We start from the raw sequence: 26423 nt of genomic DNA, 5'->3' as shown, positions 1-26423 counted from the left end.
GATATATCTTCTATAATCAATCATCTTTTTAACTCCAAATAGCATCAAGTATTTTTATTGACTGTATCTGAAGTGATAATTATAATAAGATCAACTGATAAGGCACACTCAAAGAAATAACAAGTCCATGTGCCTAATAATTTTCATAAATTCGGAGGTGAATATTTGTGAATACAAATATTATTATAAAAAAATGTATAGAAATTCCTGGCATTTCTTTAAAAAATAATCCAACCAACATTGAACTTTGCATGGAACAAGATGATGGTAGAGGCTCCATGACTTTCTTTTCAATCTTTCCTGGCATTTCTATAGCATATATATTTATCAATTCTCCAACATGGCCCATACCAAATTTACCAGATCAGGATGATTCTTCAAATAGACCATTGCTCTTAAATTATTGTGTCACAGGTCGTTGTGAATTATTTTTAGATAATAATTCATTTGTTTATCTAAAAAATGGTGAATTTTCTATTAGTAAAAAATCTGCACAAAAACAATATGCTTATCCTTTGAGAATTTATGAAGGGCTTGAATTTTTCATTGAAATAGATACTATTTCTGCACTGGCTCCATATATTAATGATGTTTTTAATATTAATGTAGATAAAATTACAGACTTATATTCTTTATTAGATAAAACCTACATTTCTCAATGCAGCAAGGACCTCAAACACATTCTGACAAAAATATGGGCATTATATGATGAAGATGCTGCCCATGCTATATTTATGATGAAAGTTTATACACTGCAATTATTAGAGCTGCTACTATGTAGAAAACATATTCCACAGCCAAAATCCTTAACTTTTTTTACTGCTACTCAAGTTGAAATAGCCCAAAAAACAGAACGTATTATTACAGCAGATTTAAAACAACATCATCCAGCATGGAAGATAGCAAAGCTTTTCTCTATAAGTGAGACAAGCTTAAAAAATTATTTTCGTGGAATTTATGGGCAGAATATTTCTGTATACCTTAGAGAAGTGCGCATGAATGAAGCAGCAAAAATGCTTGAGATAACCAAAATGCCTATTTCTAAAATTTCTGAGCAGGTAGGTTACATGAATCAAAGCAAATTCGCCTCTGTATTTAGACTACAATATAATATGTCTCCGCTAGAATATAGACGTAAAAAGGTTCTTAAAGACATTTAATATTTAGTACAAAAGGCAGTAATCCATTTTGATTACTGCCTTTTAATTAAACACTCGTATTCTAATTCATTAAATATAAATGTCTGCTTAGATTGTACCTACTGTATAAAGATCTATTTCTTCTAATTCACCTTTATTCTTTAAGTAGTTATAATGTCTTTCAATTATAGTATCAGAAATTGCCTGAATAGATATATCCTGCTCGGCCAAAGCTCTCTTAGTATTTTCTACAGAAAATTCTAAATCTTTATATACATCCCATAAATTATCACCAAAAAATTGTATAAATGGTAAAATCGTAGAGACCTTTTCCAGCTTTTCAATTTCTTTTACCCATTTATTTTTTGGAAGTGGCTGAAGAAGTATATTCTTATTCTCTGCCCACTTAACCATATCATTAAAATATACTGGTTGTGGATTTATTAAATGATATGCCTGACCTAAGTTATTTTGTTTCTTCGATATGGCTACGATGGTTTTTGCTACATCATCAACTGTTATAGGCTCAAGCTTACCATCAATGTCAGGATATGCATGTACATCTAAAACACTCTTTATAATTCTAAATACAAAATCATCTGAATGGCATTCCCCTGTAACAGAATCTCCTATTACATGTCCAATTCTAAATACCATTACTGGTAGTCCTTTTTCTTTTGCTTTCCATACAAGTGCTTCTGCTACCCATTTACTTTGAGTATATCCTATAGGAAGTATTCCTGAATCTTCAATACCTTCATTTTCTAAAACTTGAGAATTGCTCTTTGCAAATTTAGAAAATATAGATATTGTAGAAACATAAAATACTGCTTTAATTTTATTAAAGACTGCAAATTTGAGTATTTCTTTAGTTCCTTCTACATTGCTTTGCTTAAGCTCTTCATAGCTATATAAAAAATGTACTAAAGCTCCATTATGATATATACAGTCTATTTTATTAGACAATTCTTCATATTCTTTCTCTGACATACCCATATTCTTATGTCCGAAATCTCCCAAAACAATATGTATTCTTTTTACCTCTTCATTTGAAACTTTAAATTTGTCTAAATTTTTCTTAATCTTTTTTTCTGCATCTTCATAAGATTTTCCTCTTACAAGACAATAAATCTGCATATTAGTCTGTTTAAGTAATTCTCTTAGAATATAACCGCCCAAATATCCACTGCTTCCAGTTAATAAACAATTCTCTAAAGCATATTTACTATTATAATTAACATGTGGTAAATCTATCTTAACCTCATCTTTTAATTGTTTTGCTGTAATATTAATTGCCTTTTTACCAAACTCATCTAAATTAAATATTTGATCTACTAGTTTTTCTATAGTTGGAAAAGAAAATATATACGTTAAAGGAATTTCTTTATCATATCCAATAGCTTCTTTTATTTTTCTCAATATTTTAATTGCCGTAAGGCTATTGCCTCCTATTAGAAAATAGTTATCTTTATATTCAATACTATCTTTTTCCAATACCTCTTCCCATATAGCTTTAATTTTTTCCTTCATATCTTTTTTTAATTTTTCTAAATATAATTCTTTATTCATAATTAAATTCCTTTCTTAATGTCTTCTGCTTTTAAGAAAACTATTTCTGGTTTTTCAATAATTTGAATAGTACCTAAAGCATTACCAATTTCATTCCAGAATTTGCATATATTAAGATTATACTGCATATTCTTTTTGTTTAATGGTTCATCCATTGTTGATATGAAATCTTTTAAAGCATTAGCGATACCCACTGGCCATGTTTTTTCATATATGTCTTTATAGACATTATTTAAATCTTCTTCATTAAGTATCTCAGTAACTGGCATCTTAGAATATTGATTATCTCCATAAAAATCTAATCTTCCATCTTCAGTATGAGAAACATAATATCTTGGTTCCCATAACACCATACCAATAGAATTGTCTAATATTAATTGACCACTTTCAGTATATAATGTAATTTTATGAAACAACAAAGCATAATTATCAGGATCTTCTACAACCATTCTATTTTCACCTTTTATTATTAAAGGTATATTACAAACTTTTCCTTCAAGAACTGTCATCACATCATTTTTTTCACTTATCTTCCTAATTTCATATGGTGAAACACCACCTAAAAGTTTGCCTAATAAATCTACTAGTGGATATGAAACCTGTACACTGCTTGACGCATCTATAAATATAGCTTTACTCTTTTTAAGAAGTTTTCTGCCGTACTCTATAAATGTTTTTCCTGCATTAACATTTGAATAGAATCCATTAACTGCATAATGACAATCATTTTTGATAGCCGTTTTATAGCACTTCCATACATCATCATAATGTACAGGCTGCTCTTGAAATACACTTATTCCCTTTTCTAAACATTTAAGTGCAATATCTGTCCCCTTCCCTCCTGTAACTGAAGATTTAACGGCAATACAGACTATATCTACCATACTTTTATCCAGCTCATCAACGCTTGTATAAAGAGGTACATCATTTTCATTAGCACATGCTTGTGACTGACTGCTTCCTCCAGATAGTACTCCTACTAATTTCCCGCTTTCTCCAAGTATATTTACTCCTTCTAAATACATTCTTCCGAAATTTGTTCCACAAACAATTATTTTTATGCTTTTTTTACTTTTATCCATAATTTCTCCTTCTAAACAGATATATTATTTGCAACCGTTCATGAAAAAAACATTTATCATTTAATTAATTCTGCTACACTTTTAACATTAGGTTCCTTTAAGCAGTCCCCATGATCCCCTGGAATATAATCTATTTTCAGATCTCCAAGAACAATACCATTCCATAAGTCTTTATTACTAATATTTTTAACTGGGAAGAAATGTTTTGTATCATCTTCAACAAAAAGAGCATGAACATCTCCTACATATCCTGATGGTTTATAACGCATAACTCCTCTAAAGCTATGGCTGAATAATTGATATAATAATTCAAACATCTCTATATTGCCACCATTATCTTCGCTATTAGACAATGTTTCATAAATGCACTTTAATCTATCACGCTGTTTCATCTTACTCAACGTCTCAAATCCTACTCCTATTTCTTTATATTCTCCTGATAAATTACATAATTGTTCAGTTGTAATTCCTCTCTCTTCATGATTTGCTTTTATTACACTTAGTACTTCCTGAATATCTTTATTACTTCCTCCATATCCTGCACGTTTTACATCCGCACCAATAGATATTCCAAATGCTCTTTCAAGAAGCAGATCATTATCAAAATTATGACCGCATAAGCTAGAACTTATAATTGTAACTTTACTTACGTCAATTCCTTTTTCCACCAATATAGTAGCTGTTTCCAGAGCAATCCATCCTCCTACACAGTATCCTATAAGCTCAAATTTCTGACTTTCCTGCTCCATAAGAATATCTGCATATGATTTTGCAGAATCTATAAGCAAAGTATCAATAGATCTCTTAAGGTAATCTTCAGCATTACCAAAATTAAATCCTAGTAAGGCTTCATTCTCAGTGCACTGTTGTGCTAAATAAGGAAGTAATTCCTTATATGAACTCAAAGTACCTGTTCCAGCATGGAATAATACTCTTGTAACTTCTGGTATTCCTTCTGCTTCCTTAAATTTAACCAAAGGTGATACATTAGAATTTGTTTGAACAGACTCAGTTTTTTTGTCTTTATTATTTCTTAAAGATGAAGCAATTCCACTAATAGTACCATTTTTCATTAGCTCAACCATCAGTCTATCCCATTCCCATCCTTCTGCTTCCTTTATTTTCTGTAGCATTTTGCTGGTAACTTGAGATACTAATAACGAATCCCCACCTACAGCATAGAAATCATCATCTTTTCTAATGTTTTTACAGCCGATAACTTCACACCATATATTTTTAATCTGTAATTCCAGACTATCTAATTCTTCATGAACTGTATTTTCCTCAACTTGATCATCATAGTAAGATAATGAATTCTTTAGAATCCTTCTATCTATTTTTCCGTTATTTGTCATTGGGAACTCATTTAAGAATATTATCTTTCCCGGAACCATATATTCTGGTAATTGATTTTTTAAATACTCTTGTATATTCTCATCTTTTAATTTACGTCCTTCATTAAACTTTACTACCATTAATTCTTGTCCAGAAGGACATAATTTATCATTCCTTCGTGGATAAGTTAATACTATATCTCCATTTAATTCATTAACTTTATTTTTCCATTCTTCATGTGGAATAAATATTGTGTTTAAACTATCTCTTCCATCTTCATATGTTTGTGCTGCTTCTGCAAATTCAAATTCCACGGATGTTAATAATGCATATCTTTCGTTTACTTCTTCTATAATAAGAATTTCTCCATCTATATAGAGCATATCTTTTAAATTTTTTAAAGTTCTTCCTAATTCAGAGGCATTATGTAATACATTTGCGCATAATATAACATCAAATTCTTCATTTTCAAATCCTTGTTCCCAATTTGCTTTATTAATATCATATAGCTTATATACTACCCAAGGATAATCTTTTAAATTTTCTATAGCTTCATTAAAGAAGAAGTTAGACACATCAGTAAAATAATATTCTACATCATATTCTTTAAGGTTCTTTATAAGTTCTAGGCTTACTCCTCCAACTCCGGCTCCAACTTCTAATATTCTTATCTTATCTTTTTTCTTTTGAACATTCTTTATTTGATTTATAATTTCTATTTGAATAGCTTTATTTATACTGCTGTTAACAACATTATCTTTATATATAGCATATGCTATATCCAATTTTCCTTTTGGAAATAATAAGTTATGTGGATGTATCTCTCCACATAAAATTTCTTTTAAAAGAGAAGCAGAATCATGCATATATTTCATCATAACATCACTATAATGAATCTTTCTGTCAACTCTTCTCCACTTTTCTTCTTGTACTTCTGCTATATCTACTGAATAAAATTTTTCAGTGTAATATAAGTTTCCATCACTTTTTATAAACCCATTCTTAATTAATGCATTTAACCATCGATGTAATAATTGAGTATACTTAGGTTTAATATCTAAAGCTCTGCCAATCTCGCCAAAAGAATATCTATGCCTAGTATCTTTAAAAATTCCTGCTTGTAATAAAGTTTTTATAATATAACTTAATGATGTCTTATCTGCTTCTTCTATCCATTCTTTAAGATCGCCTTGTGAAAAATCAATGTCTAGTTCTTTACTTTCATCAATAGTTCTTTCTTCTAATTTACCTGCTACATCAGTATTTTCTACTGTTTTTACATATCCAACAAGATTTGTATCACTTTCTTTTAAGACAACAGCATTTTCAATTTTTATGTGTTTCTTTAAGGCATTTTCCACTTCACCTAATTCAACTCTATATCCATTGATCTTAACCTGAGTATCTTTTCTTCCTATAAACTCTATGACCCCATCAGCTCTATATCTTCCTAAATCTCCAGTTCTATATATTCTTTCACCTGCTGACAATACAAATTCAAATTTTTGTTTAGTTAAAATCTCATCATTTAAGTAACCTTTTGCAAGGCTATCTCCACCAATGCATATTTCACCTATAACATAATCAGGACAACAATTATCATTCTCATCTAAGATATAAAATTTCTGATTAGATAATGGTATTCCATATGGCACATTTTTATCTGTTGATTTTAATTTTTCTGTTTCATAATATATAGACCATATTCCAGCTTCTGTTGCTCCACCAAGAGCTATGCACTGTGTATTTAAAAATCTTGAATGTATTTTTTTTATTAAATTTAATGATATCCAATCTCCAGACAATAGCACTAAACGTAAAGCATTATCTAAATTTTTATCATTAGCTTCAATATACGCATTGTACATCTCCATTTGAGCTGGAACCATATTTAATATAGTAACATTATTTTCATGACATAATGCTGCCCAGTAAGAAACTTCTTTTTTTCTAATTTCTAATGGTACTACTAATGTAGCTCCTACAGATAGAGCTGCAAATACATCAAATACGGATAAATCAAAATATAAATTAGAAAGACCTAAAAAAGTATCATTAGATGTGATTTTAAATTTCTCACACATATCAGTTATAGTATTCATTGCAGCTACATGTGACATTTCTACTCCCTTAGGTGTCCCAGTACTTCCTGATGTAAAAATAACATATGCCGACATCTCTGTATCTATTTCTTTATATTTAAATTCTCTAGTAGAAGATATAGGCTCTTCTTTTGAAATTAAAATATTATTTGTATTTTTAGCATTTATCTCTTCTTTAACAATATTTATTTTTATGCCTGCTTGATCAATTATCTTTTCCTGTCTGCTCCATGGCTGCTCAATATCTATTGGTATATATACTCCCCCCATTGATAATACTGCAATAACAGCTGCTATCTGCCATATGCCTTTTTCAAGTAAAATTCCTACTCTATCTCCTGGCTTAAGTCTATTCTTTTCTAATTCGGCTTGAATAAGAGCAGCATATGCTTGTACTTCTTCATAAGAATAACTACGTCCATCAAATATAACTGCACTCTTCTTTGGATAAATTCTAAAAGAGTTATATATTCCTGAAAGTAAATTTTCCTTTGGATAATCTTTTTCTGTTGCATTTACTTTTTTACGTGTTAGTTGTGTTCTTTCTGGCAGATTTAAATTTATCTCCTTCTCCCAGTTTGTATCATCTTTTAAGCAATTAGTTAATGTATTTTTAAATACTCCAAACATATCATCAATAACTTCATTTAAAAATACACCTTCCCTAATATCCCAGTTAATCATCACACCTTCAATTTGTCTGCTTATCTGACAGTCAATAAGAACTTGTGGTGTCTGACTTATTTTATATAACAGCTTAACTTTGCTTAAAGATGATTCTTCTAAATCTGCTCCAATAGTACTTGTAAATACATATGGAGCAATGCTTCCTTTATTCTTTCTATTTAATTCTCTAAGTACACTTACACCATTAAATAAATTATGTTCTAAATCTTCAAATAGTTGTTCTTGTACAGTTTTAACTTGATCAATAAATGATAAAACTTTAGAATTTTTTGCTTCAAACAATGTAGTAGTTGTAAAATCTCCAATAATATCATTTATCTGATTATGAATAGCTGGACGGTTAAGTGTTGTAATATTAATTAGAAAATCTTTATTTTTTGACCATCTTGAAATTACTGAAGAATAAGTTGCTAATATAACTGAAGTTGGTGTAACACCATATTTTCTGGATAATGTTTCGATTTTCTGCCATTCTTCATTATATATAAGATATTCTTTATGATAAAATTTTCCTCTTTCAATAATTTCTTGCTGTTCATTCTTTGGCAGCTCTGGCTCTGCTAGCATTGTATCTATTCTATTTAACCAGTAATTTTTATCATTTTCATACATACTGCGAAATTCAATAGTTTTCTTTTCTTTATTTTTGTACATTATAAAATCTCTAAAAGTTATAGTTAAAGGTGTTAATTTTTCTCCTTTATATAACTTTTCCAAATCTTTTACAATTATATCTATGCTTACAAAATCCCCAATAAGCATATCTAATGATAAATATAACATTCCTTCAGTATCATTTAATATACATAAACCAATATCAAATAAAACATCCTTTTGTGTATCATATTGTTTAAATTTAAACTTATTTCTAATCTCTGTTGTTATATTATCTTTTTCCTCCTTAGATTCATCAGATAAATCATAAACACATACAGGCTTTTCTATTAACTGTTTTAAATAACTCTGATTTCCTTCTTTACTTATATGAATTCGTAACATTTCATGACGTTCTATAAGTTTATTTACAGCTTCTAAAAATCTATCACGATCTGTAAATTTAGTCATAAATTCTGAATATATTTTACATCCAATTCCACCATATAAATAAGCTTTATTTCGTCCTACTAAATATGCTGACTGAATATCAGTTATTGGAAAATCATCATATTTTTCCTCTTCCATACTCTGTATTTTATTTTTTTTCTGTTCTTCTAAATAATTAATGATTTCTGGTTTTAATTCTTTTAAATTTTCTTTTAACTGTTTGTCTAATGCACCTGCTGGACTTTTAAAATGTAATCTTCCATCTTCTGTCCATAATTGTATTCCTCTTTTTATACATTCTTCGATAATTTCAATTATATCCATAACTTCTCCTTATATATAGCCTTATTTATAAGGTACCTTCCTCAAAATCTTCCTGTTTTTCATCTATAAATTCTGCTAATTTTTCAACTGTTGAATATTTGTATACTTCTCTTAATGAAACTTCATAATTCAATTCTTCTTTTAGTAAATTAACTAATCTTATCCCTTTAAGTGAATCGCCTCCACTTGTAAAAAATCCTTTTTCAATTCCTATATTAGTGCATAATACTTTTTCAAAAGCTGATAGAATATTTTTTTCTGTTTCAGTTCTAGGTAATACTATCTCTTCATCTATCTCCTCTTTCTTTTGTTTCTGCCATATCTCATTTAATGCTTTCCTATCAATCTTGCCATTATTAGATAATGGTAATTTTTCAAGTTTAATAATATTCTTTGGGATTTCATATTCTGGGATCAACATCCTTAACTGCTCTTTAAATGACTTAGTATCTATTTCATTTTCATTCTCTATAAAAGCAGCTATACTTACCATTCCTGCATCAGATATTGGCATTACTGCCACCTTACTAATGCCAGCTGCCTTAATTATTGCATTTTCAATTTCTCCTAATTCTACTCTATATCCATTAATTTTTATTTGATTATCTATTCTTCCCAAAAATTCAATATTTCCATAATTGCAGTATCGTCCCATATCACCTGTACAATATAATCTTTCTCCAATTTGTGGATGATATATAAATTTATCCGCTGTTTTTTCTTTATCATTTAAGTAGCCTTCTGCTAGACCTGCACCACTAATATAAAGTATTCCCGGAACATAATCTGGACAATTTTCTAAACCTGAATCTAATATATAATATTTTTGATTACATAATGGCTTCCCATATGGAATACTATTCCATTCTGATGGAATATTCTTAGGAATCTCAAATATATTTGACCATATACTTGCCTCTGTTGCACCTCCCATAGAAATAAGTTTTATATCATCAAAAATATTCCTTATCTTCTTAGGAAGTGAAATTGCTATCCAATCACCACTCATCATTATTAATCTAAGATCCTTTCTAACTAGTTTATTTTGATGAGCTTCATATTCTATAAGCATTTCAACGAAAGTAGGTACACTGTTCCATATAGTAATGTGTTCTCTATTCATCAATTCTATCCAATACTGAGGGTCTTTGGCTTTCTCACTATCTGGAATCACTAATTTCGCGCCACTTCCAAGCATTCCAAAAACATCATATACAGAAAGATCAAAATGTAGATTAGATACTGCAATTGCTACATCTTTTTCATTTATATTAAATCTCGAATTAATATCTTGGATTGTATTAACAGCACCTTTATGTGATATCATAACCCCTTTAGGCATACCAGTACTTCCTGAAGTATATATAGTGTATGCTAAAGTATTTGTATTTTTCTTAGCAATAATTGAAGTATCTTTTTCCAAGCCTTCTCCATCTACAACAATACATGTCCATTTTTTTAACCATTTATTTTTTTCTAAAAATTCTTTCTTTACTAAAACATTTTTTGTTTTACTATCAATTAAAATATTCTCCAAACGCTCTCTTGGATTTTCAATATCTAATGGCAGATATGCTGCACCTGCAAATAATATTCCCATAACCGATATAATCTGATGCCAGCTTTTTTCCATTAGAACAGCTGTTAATTCTTCACTTTCTACCTTAGCTTCTTGTAATTGTCTGCATATATATAATGACTTTTCTTTAACTTCTCTATAAGTTAATCTAAATTCTTTATTTACAACTGCTATCTTCTCTGGAAATTTATGTTCCATTTCTAAGAATAATTCATCCAAACACTTGTCTTCAAAATTCTTTTCTGTTTTATTTGCATTTTTACGTGCTTCTGATATAGGAACATTAATTAAACTTCTCGATTTTTCTATAAATTTATCCTGATGAGCTGATAAGTCTTTTAAAAGTTTTGTATATGCTTTAAACATTTCATCAATCATTCCTGGATAGAATAATTCATCAACACTATCCCAGAAAAGCCCTAATCCACCATCACGTTCTACTACCTGATGATCTAACCACACCTGTGGTGTCTGACTAATATTATATACTAATTTTCCTACCCATTTACCTTCTTCCCACTGATCAACACCTAGTCCACTGGTAAATACTATTGGCATAATTGAACCTGTTGTATTACTATTTTTTCTTTTTAATTCTCTTTCAACTTCTATGGCACTATAAAAAGTATGCTCCAAATCTTCCATAAGCTGATTTTGAACTACCTCTGCTCGTTTTATAAAATTTTCTTCTTTACTATTTTTAACTTCTAAAAGTGTCAATGTAGTAAAATCTCCTACCAAATCATTAACTTGTGAATGAATCGGTTTTCTATCAAATTGTGTTAAATTAAGAGTAAACTCTGGATTAGTGCTCCATCTTCTTAATGTTTCTGTATAAGCTGTAATTAATAATACAGCTGGTGTAATGCCATATTTCTTAGCTGAATTTTTTAAGCTCTGCCACTCTTCTCTATTAAGATAAGCAGTTCTTCTGGTAAATTCCTGCTTAATAATTTCACTTTCATTTTTATATAAAGGTAATTCTGGTGCTGATAAAAAATTATCAATTCTACGTAACCAATACCCTTTATCTTTATCATATGCACCTAAATCTTTTATTTTTTCTAACCCTAAAACATAATCTCTGAAAGAAAGTTCTAATTTAGGTATTTGACCAATTTCTCCACGATACCTCTTTGCCCATTCATCTAATAAATGAAACATACTCCATCCATCAAAAATTAAATTATCAAAACTTACATGTATTCTGATTTTTCTATCTTTCATTACAGTTGCTTTTACATCAAATAATGGCCATGTTTCAGTTGCAATTACCTGATGAGACATTTCCATACGGACTTTTTCTAATTCATTTTTAATAGACTCTTCTTTTAACTCTGATAAATCCATTGTATTTATCTTATATTCAGGAACACTTTTTAATATTTGCTGCTGACCATTTTCAAGTATAATTACACGCATCATTCCATGTTGTTTAATCATGTCATTCCAAGCAGACTGTAATTTTATAATATTAATATCTTCCCCATCTAATTCAAAATAGCAATGAGTTGAAACTTGTCCTAAATCATACAATCCACTTCTACCAATCCAATAAGCCTGTTGTACTTCTGTCAATGTAAATGGTTTATTTTCATGTTCTTTATCTGGAATAATTGTTGGAAGTCCCTGTTCTTCAACTCTGGAATCATTTTCTAAAAGTTCATCAATATGTTTCGCCTGTTCTTTAATAGTCTTTAGTGTCATAAGATCTTTAATTGAAAATGTTACTTTAAATTTTTCCTTAATCTTAGTGATCATTCTAGTTGCAATTAAAGAATCTCCTGCAAGTAAATAGTAATTATCTAAAATTCCTATCTTATCTAACTTAAAAATTTCCTTCCATATGTCACAAAGCTTTTTTTCACTTTTTGTAGTAGGTTCTTCTTTTATAGATACCTCTTGAGTTTTTGCACTTAATACTCTTAGCGCTTTTCTATTTATTTTTCCATTTTTGCTTAATGGTATCTTTTCTAAAGAATGATATACGTTAGGAATCATATATTCTGGAAGTTTTTCTTTTATCAAATCTGTTATATATTCATTATTCAAAATATATGCGGATTCCTCTGACATAGATATAAATACATTTCTACCACTTAACGTTGAATTTTCTGGATATGCAGAAATTTTAAGAAATCCTTTGGTTTCTAAAATATTTTTCCACTGTTCATAGTTTAATATTAAAGAATTTCTTACGCTTTCTTTCCCTGACTCAAGAATAGATGCAGTAATACCTTGTAAATAAGTCTTTATTGTTAGCTCAAGTATTATAAATACTCCATCAGAAGACAATAATTTCTTTATATTGTCCAGAACATAATCTAAATTATTCATCCTATGAATTGAATTTACTGCAATTATGCAATCATATTTATTTTCATCTTCTAAACAAAACTGTTCTTTTTCTAAATCTAATACTTGAAATTTTGTAATCGGATATTCAGCTTCTAATTGTTTTGCTTCATTTACAAAAAATGCGGAAGAATCTGCATATACATACTCAGCATTCTTATCCTTTAATGCATCTAAAATCATTTTTGTTATTTTTATATCTCTGGTTCCTACTTCCAATATTCTGAGCTTTTCTTGTGAATTATCCATTAACTTTTCTATCATATTAATTAAGACATTAGCAATATCTTCTGTTCCTGGAAGTTGATTTAATAAATTATTAGGTGACAATTTTTCATTATGCGCATAATAAACTTCCAAAGGACTTTTTGTTCCCTGCATCAATTCTGGAAGATGTTGTTTTAATCCATCAATATATAAATCTATTTTTTTTAAATCTTCCTTCATTTCTATATGTATTTCAGTTGCACCTTCTGATATATAATATCTACCTTTATTTTCATTGATGAAACCATATTGAACTAAAGCTTTTAACCACAAGTTAAGAGTTTTCTTTTGCACCTTAGAAATTTTCCCCTTATCCATAATTTCATCAATTAAATATCCTTTTCCATATTTAAAACTTCCCAATATCTGCAGAGTCTCTAACATAGCCTGACAAGCCTTCCATTCACCATATTTCAAAGCATTATCAAATTCTTTCTTATCGTATAACTGAGCATCTAAATCCGATATTTCATTCCACTTTTTATTTATCTTCTGCAACATAATCTCATCTTTTAAATAAAGAGGAGCTTCCTTTTTATTCTCTGTCTGCAGATACGCAATTAAATGTTTATCTCCGATACTTCCATCTGAAGATTCTACTACAGCTTTATTAATGCCACTGACAGATTTCAATGCTGCTTCTATTTCTCCTAATTCAATTCTGTGTCCACGTATTTTTACTTGAAAGTCCTCACGTCCAAGAAATTCTATTGTTCCATCATTCCAAAAGCGTCCTTTATCTCCAGTTCTATACCATATTCCATATGAATCCTTTATAAATTTCCTTTTAACTAATTCATCATCACCACAGTATGTTCCTACACCTGCTCCCCCAATCAAAAGCTCTCCTTCAACTAAAAATGGTACATCCATGCCCTCTTCGTCCACAATTCTATATGACTGATGTGCTAGTGGCCTTCCATATGGAATGGAAGTCCAACTTTTAGGAATAGGAAGTTTAACCTCCATATAATTTGACCATATACTTGCTTCTGTTGCTCCTCCCATAGCAATAAATCTACAATTATCGCTTACTCTTGCAACGCGTTCTGGAAGATCAATGCTTATCCAATCACCTGAAAGTATAACTCTTCTTAATGGCAGCTTTTTATTCTCAGCTTCTGCTTGAATTAATAACATATCTAATAGTACTGGTACTGAATTCCATATGGTTATATCATATTTAATAACCTGCTGTAGCCAGAACTTTGCATCTCTATTTTTTTCTTCTGGAATCATAATCAGAGTTCCGCCACTGCTTAATGTTCCAAATAAATCATATACAGATAAATCAAAATCCATAGATGAAACGCCCAACACTTTATCTTCTTTAGTAATATCAAATCTTTTGTTTATATCTGTAATTGTATTACTTGCTCCTCTATGGCATATTTCTGCACCTTTAGGAAGGCCAGTAGTTCCAGATGTCATGATGATATACGCAGAATCTTCTGGCGATATCTTTGGTATCTCACATAATACCTCTTCTTTTATAAGTTCTTCAAATTTGAAAATTTCACTATCTTGTGGCCATTCAACAGACTCAAAATTATTTTCATCAGTAATCGCATAATATATTTCTGTTTGTTCATGAATTAATTTTCTTCTTTCTTTTGGCTGATTTAAACTGACAGGAACATATAAATTTCCAGATAATAATATTCCTAAAGCTGCTGCTGCCTGTCTATATCCTCTTGTGAGTGAAATCGCAATTGCTTTTTTACTTATATTATTCTTTGCAATAAATGCAGCAATAGATAAAGCATATTTTTCAAGTTCTGCATAAGAACATTCTATATTCTCACCTGTATCAATAATTGCAGTCTTATATGGATCTTCTCTTACATTTTTAAGAAAATCCTCATATAAGCACTTTTCTTCTTTTAATGGTATAATGTCCTTTTGTCTATATATAAACTCTTTTTGATATTGTGGCATGACATCAAAATATTGATCCCAATTTTCTGTACTTAGCTTATGCAGGAATTCTTCAAAACTATTAAACATATCATCTATCATATCTTCTTTGAAAAGTTCATCTACTGTATCCCAAGTCAGCATTAATCCATTTTCTTCTTCGTATACTTGGAAATCCATGCATACTCCTGGTGTTTGCGAAATCATATAGGAAAGTTCACCAAAATTATTCTTAAAATCTTTAGTTAATAATTGATTTCCTAAATTGCATGCAAATACAATAGGGGCTATGTTTTGATTTTCACCATATACTTGTGCAATGTCTCTTTGAACCTGTACTCCTGAATATGCTGTGTATTTCATATCCTTATGTATTTGTTTTTGAATTGTATCTAAGAGTTCTAGAAATGTCTGTTTTTTTCTCATATCCACTTCTAATAACAGCAAAGTAGTAAAATCAGCAACCACATCTTCTAATCCTTCATATTCTGTTTTTCTATTAAACAGTGGAATATTAATTAAAAAATGTTTTGTTTTAGCCCAACGCTCTAAAACTATTGCGTAAGCAGAAAGCAAAAGCATCGCAGGTGTCGCATGTTTTTCCGTAGCTTTTTGCTGTAAAATATCCCATTCATCTTTTTTTATCTTAATAATTCTTCTATTAAATCTGACGTTTTCGATTTTCGCAGGTTCTTTTGCTATTGGAATCTCTGGACCAAATGGTAAGTTTTTAACTCTATCTTTCCAATACTTCTCTGATTTTTCTTTTTCATATTCGGCTTCTTTACTTTGTGTTTCTAAATATCCTGCAAAGCTCCAATCTTTAGATTCCTTAGGAAGACTCTTTCCCATATATGCTAAAGATAAATCTCTCAATAATATCTGCAAACTCTGAACATCTGCTACTAATAAATCTAAATCAAAATGAATTCTTGTTTTTCCATTTGGAAGCAGGCTAAGTGTAAGTCCAGCAACCTGTCCTCCTTCTACTTTCAATTTCCTATGAGATAATGAATCTCTTATTTCTATTAGTTCCTTTTCAAAGTTCAAACTCTCTCGTAAATCTTTAATTACAATATGTTCATCATATGGTTTATCCATAATCTCTTGTGTACCATCTTCTAAAAATCTTGCTCTAAGCATCGCATGATGATATTGAAGAATATTCCATGCTTTTTCCAACATTAAAGGATCAACATTTTCTCCTGAAAATTCTAAATATGCATGACAACCAACTCCGCCAAGTTCCTGTGCATCCGATCTTCCTATTTTATAAGCATATTGAACATCTGTTAATGGAAATGGTTTAAATATTTCCAAATGATGTTGTACTTCTTTTATTGTTTCTACTTTTTCTGATTTTGTTACAATAATGTTCCACCAATTATTTAATGTAGGATTTTCCATGAGCTCTCCATAAGAAACTCGAATCCCTTTTCTTCTCCACTGATTTACTAATCTCATTACTTTTAGTGAATTTAAACCCAATTTCAAAAGATTTTCATTCTCATTAAAGTTTTGTGGAATAGCTAATTTTTTCTTTATCTCTTCTTCAAGTTCTATATATTCCATAAATATCAACCATTTATCTTTCTATAATCATTTTAGCTAATGCTTTTTTATCAATTTTGCCTATTTTAGTTAAAGGCCAGCTCTCTATATTTTCTAACTGATCTGGATATTTATATTGGGCAACTCCTAATTTTCTTAGAAAGTTATGAATATCATTTAAATTTATATCTTTATCCTCTTCTGTCATAATAAATGCACAGCTTCTGTTTCCAAGCTCTTCATCTGGGATTCCTACTATTGCTACTTCACCGATATCTTCATGCCTACAAAGATATGCTTCTATTTCTGTAGGCATTATTTTTTCTCCTGCTCTATTAATCTGTTCTTTAAGTCTTCCTCCCATACGCAGATTACCTTCTTTGGTTATCATTGCTCTATCACCAGTACGATAAAATCCATCATTAGTAAAACTTTTAATGTTTGCTTCTTCTGCCATAAAATAACCATCTATTGTATAAGGTCCTCTAGAAATTAATTCTCCATATTCTCCGTTTTCAACATCAATATCATTTTCATCTACAATTCTCATCTCATCTACAGGAGATATTGGTTTGCCCTGACATCTAGCTATAATTTCATCGGGGTCATCTAAACTTGTAAAACATATTAATCCTTCTGCGGTTCCAAATACCTGCATCAACTTACATGGCCATTCTCTAATAATTTTATCTGCCATTGTATCTTCTAGCATTGCTCCACCAATTTGTAAAATTTTCAAACTTGAAATATCATATTCATCATCAAAATTCAACATTTCCATACATACAGAAGTCATAACTGGTACTAACCCTGTAATAGTAACTTTTTTCTCTGTAATTGATTTAAGAATCTCATCTGGACTTGTATTTTTACAAAGTACTGCAGTTGCTCCTTTATCTAAAGTTCCTAGTAATCCTGGGCAACTCAATGCAAAATTATGCATAACTGGAAGTGATGCTAAATAAACACTTTCTTCATTTAGATTACATCTTTCTGCGCACATACGTGCATTATATATATAATCAGCATGGGTTCTTGGAATTAATTTAGGAATTCCTGTTGTGCCCCCACTAAGAAGAAGAATAGCAGTGCTATATGCATCTACTTTTGGAAGTTCTCTTTCTATCGCCTTAACATCTTCTATTTTTAAATTTCCTGCTGCTTTTCCATCAACAATTACATGCTTTAAACAGCTATAGTTATTCTTTAACATTTCTGCCATTGGAATATAATCATATCCAAGATATTTATCTGCAACAATATATGCAGATGGTTCTGCCAGTTTTATAATGTTTGTTAGCTCTGCTTCTCTATATGCCGGTAAAACTAAAATTGGAATAGCTCCTATTTTTGCCAAAGCAAATAATGTTGTAACAAATGAAATACTATTTGGAATTTGAACTACTACAGTATCTCCCTTTTGAATTCCTAAATCTAAAAATCCATATGCCATTTCAGAAGATTTTTGATGAAGTTCAGCATAAGTAACTTCTTCTTCACCAACAATAATTGCAGTTTTATCGCCATAACTTTCAGCCCATTCTTTTAAATGTTCACCTAATGTTTTCTTTTCCCATCCTTCTAAATTTTCATAACTAGATAAATCTTTGATATATCTTTTTTTATAATTCATACCCTTCCTCCTTATCTATTACTTACAACAAGTGCAGCTGTATATAAATAAGCTACTCTAAAAATAAATATATTATAACAATCTAATTTACTATCATCTTTATAAATTCCATCATCTCTAATACAAAAACTATTTAACTTGATCTGCAAGCCTTGTCCTACAGCTTTTACATATGCTTCTTTAGCTGTCCAGAACTTATAAAAAATATGAATATCATTAGTTTTATATATATGCTCATATTCTTCTTTATGAAATTCCCTTGAAAGTTCTTTATATTCATGAATCCATTTTTCTTCTTCTACATCAATGCCTATTTCTCCATCATAAGTGAAAGCCAATAGAACATAATCTCCAGAATGAGATATATTATAATATATTTTCTTTTTATCACTTACTATAAGAGGCTTGCCATGTGAATTGTATTTAATATGTATTCCTTTATTCTCTAGAAGTAAATAATGTGCTGATAAATTTTTTGTTAAAATCCTTCCCGTCATATATCGCATTTTATCTTGTAAAAAATAAAATTTTTCTGCCTTCTTAAGTTCTTTCTCATTAAGAACATTTTTGTTACTGTTAATCCAATAAGCAATATCTTTCCAGCAAATTATCCATACATGATTTTCTTGTTCTTGTAATTGTATTTGAGATAACTGAAATAAATCCTTATTCGTAAAAAATTTCAATTTCATTCTATTTCCCCTCATTTTAAAAACTTTTTATTTGATGTAAAATTATATTAAGAATTTCTGCTTCTTTATCTCTTATAAAAAAATGCTTTCCCTCAAACATAAAAATTTTAAAATGTGACTTTGTATACTCCTGCCATTTATTCATTGCTTCTTCATCTGCTTCTTTATCTGAAATCCCTCCAAAAGCAGTAATTGGGCATGACAGCTTAACAACTTCAGTTGTATGATATTTTTCATCCATGGTAAAATCTGCTTTTAACATAGGCAAGAAGAATTTCAATAATTCCTTATTATCAAGAATCTCTTTAGGTATTCCATCAAAGCGTACTATAGCTTTTGCAAATTGTTCATCTGGCAAATTATAAATAGGATTAGATTCTAGAATATGCGGTACTCTGCTTCCTGATACAATAAGCATTTTTACCATCCTTCCACTAGCTTCCATACTTCTTGCAACTTCATATGCAATTTTCGCTCCCATACTATGACCAAACAAATAAATTGCATTATTACTGCACAGACATAGCTCCTCTGTAATATCTTCAACCAGTTTTCTCATGTCCTTATATGGTTCTTCCATAATCCTATCTTCCCGCCCTGGCAGCTGAACCGAATATACATTCGCAACTTCATCAAGCGATCTTTTCCACCCGTTATATGTAGATGCTCCTCCGCCAGCAAATGGAAAACAGACTAATATTTTGCCATTTGCTTTTATACCAGCTGTTCCTTTAATAAGTTGTTTTGTGTGTTGCATGAATATATTCCCTCCTGTTCTATCACACAATAGTTTAACGTCATTCTTGCAGTTATTTATTTGTCAATGCGTCCTTTTGTATTAGATTCAGTTGATTTCGTAATAAAAGTATTGCTTCCAAGTAACATTTGTATATACTATCACCGTCTTACCATACTTCAAATCTATTCCCATATGTTTTGGCATTTCTTAATACTTGAAATATAATACTTGCCACAAATTCATTTGAATCTATATCAATCTTTAATTTTCCACTAAATTTCTGTACCACCTTTTCAACTATATGAATACTTGTGCCATGATTTTCCTTACACCTTTTACTGATTATAAAACCATTCTTTACCAATACCGGTTCATATTCAAAATTATTTTTCACTTCCAATATCACGTAATCTTTTCCAACTTATTTCATAAATGTTAAAGAAATGACTTATTTATTCTTTAGCAAATTTTGCTTATCTAACAACGTATTAAAATATACTACTATTCTTTCTTAATTAACTGCTTAGAAACACTACTCAATTTTTCACAGGTTTCTTCAAATTCTCGTTTCGGTTTCGACATCTCTATAATACCAGCTCCGGCTCGAATCCAAGTTTCCTTTGAATTTTGAAAAATTGTACGCAATACTAATGCAGCATCCAAGGCGCCATTAGAATCATAAATCAATACACTACCACTGTATAAATCTCTTGCATCTTTTTCTAATCTGCCAATAGCATCTATAGATTCCTTTTTAGGAATTCCTGAAGCAGTAACTGCTGGGAAAAGTTTATTAAATGCATACCAAGAATTATATTCATCCTTTATGGTTCCTCTAAGTCTCGATCCAATATGTTGCACTGTCCCTCTCTCCATGATAGACATAAATTCTGTAACTACTACAGTATCCATCTTGCAAACCTGCTGTAATTCTTCATCTGCTAATTTTACTGAAACTGCATGCTCAGCAATCTCTTTTGTATCATCTAATAATTCACGTCTTAATTTATCACTTTTTTCTCTGTCTTCAAAAAACGCTCGAGTACCTGCTAAAGGAAATGTGTAAACATTTCTTTCTCTATCAATCTCTGCCACTGTTTCTGGACTAAAACCAAATGCCTGTAAATCATCAAACTTTAGTATATAGGATCTAGCCGGAGTATTTGCCCTTCGTCCTACTAAATAACTTAACTCCATATCCAAGTTTTCTTTAATCGGAATTTTTCTAGAAAGAATAACCTTCTTATAAGTTTTATTTTTTATTTCCGCAACACCTTTAGAAACTATATCCTTATAATACTCTTGGTCATAAGAGAAAATTTCTTGTATCTCTAATTTATTTTTCATATCTATAGTATTCTTTACATTGTCAATATCTTCAATAAGTAATTTTAACTTTTCAGATATACCATTTAATTCTTTCTCCTGTAAAGCACGAACTTTTAAACTTTCATCGGTGATTTGATACTCTATCTCTGGAATAAATAGCTTCAAAAGTTTATTACTTTCATTATTTAATGGGAGGCCATAATTAAATTTGGCAAGTCCAAAGTTTGCAATACCATATGCACGCCACTCTTCTAATTGGATTTCAGAAAATGCAATCTCTAAATCTATATTAAGATCTTTTATATCCCACTGTTTAACTGATGATTGAGTTTCTAATACTATAGTATCTTCTGTTACCTGAATGCTACTATATTCCCCTATTCCTACATAAATCACATCATCAGATTCATAAAGCATATGATTTACATTCTTCTTTTCACTACAAATTTTTGTTGCAAGTATATATTTATCAAAATTATCCTTTAAGTCTATATTCATTTGAAATTCATTATATTTCATAATTTCCACTCTCCTCCTCTATTTAATCCTTTTTAATATAATTATCATGTATATCTATGTACACATTTTTTAATAATTACTAATAAAAATTATTTTCACTACATTCTGGATATTTTATTTCTATTTATATTTAAATATGCTATAATTTTATAGGTTAGTTAGTTGTTACTAACTGATTGTTTTTATTAAACACTTTAATTTTTTATAAGTCAATTGTTAATAAAGATTTAAGGATATATCCCGAAATTCAGCGGATATATCCCGAAATTTAATTAAAGGAGATTTTTAAATGAACAGTTTTTTTGAAAAATTACTCTTACCACAATTAACTCAAATGGAAATGAACTTAGATGAAAGAATAAGACATTGTAATAACAATGTAGAATTAAAATATTCTTGTAATCCTAAATTAGGTGATGGTAGTATTTATGCTAATTGTTTTAAAGATTTATTTATTATTTACATTTATGATATTACTCCAAAAATAACTTTTAATATAAATTATGCTTCTCCTGAATATTATCAAATTTCAACTCTTAACAATAATACTGCTCAATACATCTATCCTTATTCTAAATATTCATACCCTAATAATAATGTTAAAAATATAATCAGCTATTATTCTCCTAAAGGTATATTTAATAACTTAATAGAAAAGAACTTTCACTTTAAAAGTTTTAATATTACACTGTCCAAACCTTTTATTAAAACTTTAGATATAGATGAAAATACATTATTAAATAAATGTTTTAATGGACAATCTATAGAATTTCCTTATATTAAGTCAGTACTAACTCAAATTTTTAAGACACCAGTTGATTCTTCTTGTGCCGCTCTTTATTATCGCGGAAAAATTCTTGAATTATTATCATTAATCATTCAACATAATAAAAATTCTTCGTTAAATCAAGTTGTTCTCTCTAAAGAAGATCATGAACTTCTGCTTAATGTAGCTAACTATCTTGAAAAAAATTATCGCAACTCCATAGACATTAAAACTCTTGAACAATTATTTTACATAGGCAGAAGCAAATTATCACAAATTTTCAAAGCTAAATTCAATATGTCGATAACTGAATATTTAAGAAACATTCGACTTAATCACGCCAGAAACTTCCTTGAAAATACGTCACTATCAATCCTTGATATTGCTAAATTAGTAGGATATAAAAATCAAGGTAGTTTTGCTGAATTTTTCAAAATAGAAACTGGTTTTACCCCAACTCAGTTTAGACGTAAAACCTTGGAGATTTTTAAACCATCGAAAAATAATACAAATTCACTATATGATTAATATTTTTCATTATGATAAAAAACAGATTCTCCACTTAGTTATCCTTTTAATTTATATAATGCACAATAAAATCTGTTATACTATAATATCATTATTTACTCGTTCTATTGATTGTATCTTTAACATACTCTTTTTTAACTTAATGCTAAAAATAATCCCATATAAATTGTTTGGAATCCAAAAACCGGAAAGACTATACTATAAGCTCTTAAAGTTTTAATCCCTATTTCAATAACTTTGGATTCATTTCTCTCTTGTTTTTATTGATAATGAATTTCATTTACATTTGATTTATGATGTGCTATATTATTCTCAGGCTTAATTTTATCGCGGCAAATTTCTATATGGAGATGATAATTATTATGGCAAAAATGAGAACACCAAGATTTAAATTATGTAGAAGATTAGGATTAAATGTAATTGGTCATCCTAATGCAATGAAAAGAACTGATAACGGCAGTGCTAGAAATGCTAGAAAGCTTTCTGCTTACGGAATTCAGTTGTTAGAAAAACAAAGATTAAGATCATATTACGGAGTTATGGAAAAACAATTCTCTACTTATGTAAAAAAATCTCTAAAAGATAAAGAACAAACTGGGTATTCTTTAATTAAGAGATTAGAATGCAGACTTGACAATATTGTTTACAGGTTAGGATTTGCGAATTCTGTAGCAGGGGCACGTCAGATGGTAGTACATGGTCATTTCTTAGTAAATGACAGTAAAGTAAATATTCCATCATTTAATGTAAATATAGGCGATGTAATTACTTTAAGAGAAAAATCACAAAAAAATGAAACTTTTAAAAATAATTTTCTATCTAATATTCTTAATACTTACCCATATTTAGATAAAAATGAAAATGAATTTTCAGGTACTCTTCTAAGATATCCTCTTAGAAATGAAGTTCCTATTGAAATTAATGATTCATTAGTTGTAGAATTCTATTCAAAATTAAGTTAATAATTTAGTTTAAACTGGAGATAACTAAGTATTTAATTTTCAAATATTTAGTTATCCCTGTATTCAGTACAACAAAAAAATATATAGTTCATATTGGACTTGTTGTTTATTTTAATGTGCCTAATCAAAATTTGAAAGGAGGCAATTTACATTGAAAGTTAATCCACAATTAAAAACTATTTGTAGAAATCCATACAAACATCATTATTTTTGGGAACATATGATTATTAATCATGCTAATTTATGGGAAGGTTACTTTGAAAATGCAAATATAACTCAAGATTCCAGAATAATATATACTGGAATACTTGATAATGAAAAGAACATCTTTCACTATGGTTTTGCTGTCTATCCATCTACCTATAAACTTTTAGGTTTTTTACAAAATGTTTTCCTTCCTACAGCTTTTTTCACTTGGTTTGATGATAATTGTAATGATTTTTATATGCCATTAGCATCATACCCAACAGTTGTTAATGAAGTAATCGACTGTACTAAAGATATTGATTTAAATTCAGTTGATTCTATGAATAATTCTTATTCTTTTCTAAATAATCTATGGTTATTTGATGAATCACTACTAAATATTGCTTTAAAATCTTTTTGCGAAAAATTTAATAATGACTGGGATAAAGATTCTAATAAAAAGATATTTTTACAAATGTTTGATTCTCCATCAGATGTCTTTAATTTTATAAAAAACTCTGTTGGATGGTCTGATTGTGATGAATTTATAGAAGAAGAAATATCCATGAGTTTAGATAAACTTAAATTCACTTGTGATAATGTACTAACAGAGCCTTTATTAAATAAGAAATTCATTGATATTTTAAACATAAATATTCCTGTCTTATTTTGATATATTTTTTTGCAAAGGATAATGATAAAATGATAAATTTTGAAATGTACCATGATATTATAGAAGCACTAACTGCAGCATTAGATGCAAAAGATGTTTATACAGCAGGTCATTCTACTCGAGTAGGTAATATGGCATATGATTTAGGTAAAAAATTAAGTCTAGATAATTCTAATTTACAAATTCTTCATATTGCTGGACATTTACATGATATTGGGAAAATAGGCGTATCAGATAATGTATTAAATAAAAAAGGTAAACTTGATTTAAATGAATGGGAACAAATGAAAATGCATCCTGAAATAGGATATAACATATTAAAAAAGACAAAAAGTTTAAAAGAAATTTCACATATAGTTTTGCATCATCATGAAAGATGGGATGGATCTGGATACCCATCTAAATTATCTAAAGAACAAATTCCTTTAGGATCTCGGATAATAGCTATTTGTGATTCTATAGATGCTATGAGAAGCAACAGACCTTATAAACAATTAATAAGTAATATTGAGTGCTATAATGAAATATTACAAAATAGTGGAATAATGTATGACCCTAAAATAGCTGATTGTATAATTGAAAATTGGAATACAATTGTAGTGCCATATTATTTATGAAACAATTATATATTATCTAACAAAAGGAAGTTGTGTTATAATACTACTTCCTTTTTGCAGTATCATTTTTCTTTAGGCACATTCAAAAAAATTATTGAATCACTATCATCTAAAAAGTATTATACATGTTGATTGCCTTATCATTTAAACTATGAACCTGTAAATAAGCCTTATCAACATTATTTTCTATACCAAACTTTAAAATAGCCTTACAAATATTTAATCCAATTCCCCTTCTTCTGTATTTCTTATCAACATGGATATCATATAAACCAATAAATCCATTATCAATAATTCCCAGACCGCATCCTACAACTAGTCCATTTTCTTTGGCTTTCACACATACAAGGCTACTCGCAATGTTTTTCAGCATTTTACACTGTATTTCTTGTAAATCAATTCTTTTTATTTCACTCAGACTAATAGATGCATCTAGCCATTCATCATCAATATGATTACTAATCTCAACCCCTTCTATATTGCCAATTGACATTGCTTCAATTGAACGATACATAAGATTGACAGTCTTAACTTTTCTATAACCCTTATTCTCTAAAGTTCTATCTAGTTCATTATCTGTATTACTAGTAATTTTAAAAATTGATGGTAGTCCTCTACTTATATATTTATTTTCACAAAAATGTAGCTTGTCTAAAATGTTATTTTCTGAAGAATAAATTGGACATATACAATTTGCTCTATAAGTATATACATTTGAAAAACGTAATATCCATCCATCATATATTTCTGTTTGTAATGCAGGAAATGCATTTATTGTAAGTTCCTCTATTGTTCTTATTTCTGTATTCATTATCTTTTACTCCTTCT

15 protein-coding genes are annotated in these 26423 nt (G+C 29.2%); 5 read left to right on the top strand and 10 right to left on the bottom strand.

Going from position 1 to position 26423, the window contains the following annotated elements:
• Window positions 1-167: 167 nt before the first annotated feature.
• Window positions 168-1160, top strand: a complete 993-nt coding sequence (locus tag CLSA_RS08270; RefSeq protein WP_022745240.1) for a helix-turn-helix domain-containing protein — start codon at window positions 168-170, stop codon at window positions 1158-1160.
• Between the two features lie 87 nt (window positions 1161-1247).
• On the opposite strand, the gene CLSA_RS08265 is transcribed toward CLSA_RS08270, so the two are convergent.
• The 9 genes from CLSA_RS08265 to CLSA_RS08225 all read right to left on the bottom strand — a co-directional run bounded on the left by CLSA_RS08265 (window position 1248) and on the right by CLSA_RS08225 (window position 21863).
• Window positions 1248-2708 carry a thioester reductase domain-containing protein gene (locus tag CLSA_RS08265; protein WP_022745237.1) on the bottom strand — a complete coding sequence of 487 codons (1461 nt, stop codon included), beginning with the start codon at window positions 2706-2708 and terminating at the stop codon, window positions 1248-1250.
• 2 nt (window positions 2709-2710) lie between these two features.
• Window positions 2711-3790 (bottom strand): Gfo/Idh/MocA family oxidoreductase, encoded by a 1080-nt coding sequence (locus tag CLSA_RS08260; RefSeq protein WP_022745233.1) that lies wholly within the window; start codon window positions 3788-3790, stop codon window positions 2711-2713.
• Between the two features lie 56 nt (window positions 3791-3846).
• Window positions 3847-9282, bottom strand: a complete 5436-nt coding sequence (locus CLSA_RS08255; RefSeq protein WP_022745230.1) for a non-ribosomal peptide synthetase — start codon at window positions 9280-9282, stop codon at window positions 3847-3849.
• A gap of 25 nt (window positions 9283-9307) precedes the next feature.
• Complete coding sequence (locus tag CLSA_RS08250; RefSeq protein ID WP_022745227.1) at window positions 9308-16972, bottom strand: non-ribosomal peptide synthetase; 7665 nt, start codon at window positions 16970-16972, stop codon at window positions 9308-9310.
• Between the two features lie 13 nt (window positions 16973-16985).
• Complete coding sequence (locus tag CLSA_RS08245) at window positions 16986-18584, bottom strand: (2,3-dihydroxybenzoyl)adenylate synthase (protein WP_022745225.1); 1599 nt, start codon at window positions 18582-18584, stop codon at window positions 16986-16988.
• 11 nt (window positions 18585-18595) lie between these two features.
• Complete coding sequence (locus CLSA_RS08240; protein ID WP_022745222.1) at window positions 18596-19276, bottom strand: 4'-phosphopantetheinyl transferase family protein; 681 nt, start codon at window positions 19274-19276, stop codon at window positions 18596-18598.
• A gap of 16 nt (window positions 19277-19292) precedes the next feature.
• Window positions 19293-20033 carry a thioesterase II family protein gene (locus CLSA_RS08235; RefSeq protein WP_022745218.1) on the bottom strand — a complete coding sequence of 247 codons (741 nt, stop codon included), beginning with the start codon at window positions 20031-20033 and terminating at the stop codon, window positions 19293-19295.
• Between the two features lie 148 nt (window positions 20034-20181).
• A complete protein-coding gene (locus CLSA_RS08230; RefSeq protein ID WP_022745215.1) occupies window positions 20182-20421 on the bottom strand; it encodes a GHKL domain-containing protein in 240 nt (79 codons plus the stop codon).
• Window positions 20422-20516: 95 nt separating this feature from the next.
• Window positions 20517-21863: a salicylate synthase gene (locus tag CLSA_RS08225; RefSeq protein ID WP_022745211.1), complete on the bottom strand. Its 1347-nt coding sequence runs from the start codon at window positions 21861-21863 to the stop codon at window positions 20517-20519.
• Between the two features lie 289 nt (window positions 21864-22152).
• Between CLSA_RS08225 and CLSA_RS08220 the strand changes: the two genes are divergently transcribed.
• The 4 genes from CLSA_RS08220 to CLSA_RS08205 all read left to right on the top strand — a co-directional run bounded on the left by CLSA_RS08220 (window position 22153) and on the right by CLSA_RS08205 (window position 25595).
• Complete coding sequence (locus CLSA_RS08220; RefSeq protein WP_022745210.1) at window positions 22153-23157, top strand: helix-turn-helix domain-containing protein; 1005 nt, start codon at window positions 22153-22155, stop codon at window positions 23155-23157.
• Window positions 23158-23519: 362 nt separating this feature from the next.
• Window positions 23520-24119 carry a 30S ribosomal protein S4 gene (gene rpsD / locus CLSA_RS08215; RefSeq protein WP_022745209.1) on the top strand — a complete coding sequence of 200 codons (600 nt, stop codon included), beginning with the start codon at window positions 23520-23522 and terminating at the stop codon, window positions 24117-24119.
• Window positions 24120-24270: 151 nt separating this feature from the next.
• Window positions 24271-24978, top strand: coding sequence for a hypothetical protein (locus CLSA_RS08210; protein WP_041716193.1), 708 nt, complete (start codon window positions 24271-24273; stop codon window positions 24976-24978).
• A gap of 29 nt (window positions 24979-25007) precedes the next feature.
• Window positions 25008-25595, top strand: coding sequence for an HD-GYP domain-containing protein (locus CLSA_RS08205; protein ID WP_022745205.1), 588 nt, complete (start codon window positions 25008-25010; stop codon window positions 25593-25595).
• Between the two features lie 109 nt (window positions 25596-25704).
• On the opposite strand, the gene CLSA_RS08200 is transcribed toward CLSA_RS08205, so the two are convergent.
• The gene (locus CLSA_RS08200) at window positions 25705-26406 is read right to left on the bottom strand and encodes a GNAT family N-acetyltransferase (protein WP_022745202.1); all 702 of its coding nucleotides are present in this window, start codon (window positions 26404-26406) and stop codon (window positions 25705-25707) included.
• Window positions 26407-26423 lie beyond the last annotated feature (17 nt).

Source organism: Clostridium saccharobutylicum DSM 13864, from assembly GCF_000473995.1.
Classification (GTDB): Bacteria; Bacillota; Clostridia; order Clostridiales; family Clostridiaceae; genus Clostridium; species Clostridium saccharobutylicum.
This window is presented reverse-complemented; position numbering and strand designations above follow the sequence as displayed.

What these genes read in the sequence shown, in the direction of transcription:
- CLSA_RS08265 (WP_022745237.1), bottom strand. Translation starts at nt 2,708, where the DNA reads ATGAATAAAGAATTATATTTAGAAAAATTAAAAAAAGATATGAAGGAA.
- CLSA_RS08260 (WP_022745233.1), bottom strand. Translation starts at nt 3,790, where the DNA reads ATGGATAAAAGTAAAAAAAGCATAAAAATAATTGTTTGTGGAACAAAT.
- CLSA_RS08255 (WP_022745230.1), bottom strand. Translation starts at nt 9,282, where the DNA reads ATGGATATAATTGAAATTATCGAAGAATGTATAAAAAGAGGAATACAA.
- CLSA_RS08250 (WP_022745227.1), bottom strand. Translation starts at nt 16,972, where the DNA reads ATGGAATATATAGAACTTGAAGAAGAGATAAAGAAAAAATTAGCTATT.
- CLSA_RS08245 (WP_022745225.1), bottom strand. Translation starts at nt 18,584, where the DNA reads ATGAATTATAAAAAAAGATATATCAAAGATTTATCTAGTTATGAAAAT.
- CLSA_RS08240 (WP_022745222.1), bottom strand. Translation starts at nt 19,276, where the DNA reads ATGAAATTGAAATTTTTTACGAATAAGGATTTATTTCAGTTATCTCAA.
- CLSA_RS08235 (WP_022745218.1), bottom strand. Translation starts at nt 20,033, where the DNA reads ATGCAACACACAAAACAACTTATTAAAGGAACAGCTGGTATAAAAGCA.
- CLSA_RS08225 (WP_022745211.1), bottom strand. Translation starts at nt 21,863, where the DNA reads ATGAAATATAATGAATTTCAAATGAATATAGACTTAAAGGATAATTTT.
- CLSA_RS08220 (WP_022745210.1), top strand. Translation starts at nt 22,153, where the DNA reads ATGAACAGTTTTTTTGAAAAATTACTCTTACCACAATTAACTCAAATG.
- rpsD (WP_022745209.1), top strand. Translation starts at nt 23,520, where the DNA reads ATGGCAAAAATGAGAACACCAAGATTTAAATTATGTAGAAGATTAGGA.
- CLSA_RS08205 (WP_022745205.1), top strand. Translation starts at nt 25,008, where the DNA reads ATGATAAATTTTGAAATGTACCATGATATTATAGAAGCACTAACTGCA.
- CLSA_RS08200 (WP_022745202.1), bottom strand. Translation starts at nt 26,406, where the DNA reads ATGAATACAGAAATAAGAACAATAGAGGAACTTACAATAAATGCATTT.